Genomic DNA, 353 nt, shown 5'->3' with positions numbered 1-353 from the left:
ATTTTAAATTACTCTGTGAATTAAAAAAGGAAAGAGCCGAAATATCTATTAGAAAATCGGCTCTTTATTAAATTATATGTGTATCCGTGAGTTCACACGTTGCCAAATGACAGTTGGTGTCACTGGTTTTGTCAAGTAGAAAAGTACGCTTTTCTTTGGTTTAAACACCAGAGAACATGAAACTAATCCACTTTCTAAACCAATTTCCAGATGAGGAATCCTGTGAACTCTTCATTAAATCTTACCGGGAGAAGACCGGTATTTATTGTAAAAAGTGCGAAAAAGTGACTCATCATTACTGGTTCAGCGGTGCGAAGTTTTTCGAATGCAGACATTGCCGGAGAAGAAGTTCG

General features: G+C 36.8%; 1 protein-coding gene. It reads left to right on the top strand.

Features of this window, described 5'->3' with window-relative positions:
• Window positions 1–176 precede the first annotated feature (176 nt).
• On the top strand, window positions 177–353 hold a 177-nt coding region (locus O0V13_RS21560), incomplete at its 3' end, for a transposase (protein WP_268037083.1).

The organism is Algoriphagus sp. PAP.12, assembly GCF_026652115.1.
GTDB lineage: Bacteria > Bacteroidota > Bacteroidia > Cytophagales > Cyclobacteriaceae > Algoriphagus.
This window is presented reverse-complemented; position numbering and strand designations above follow the sequence as displayed.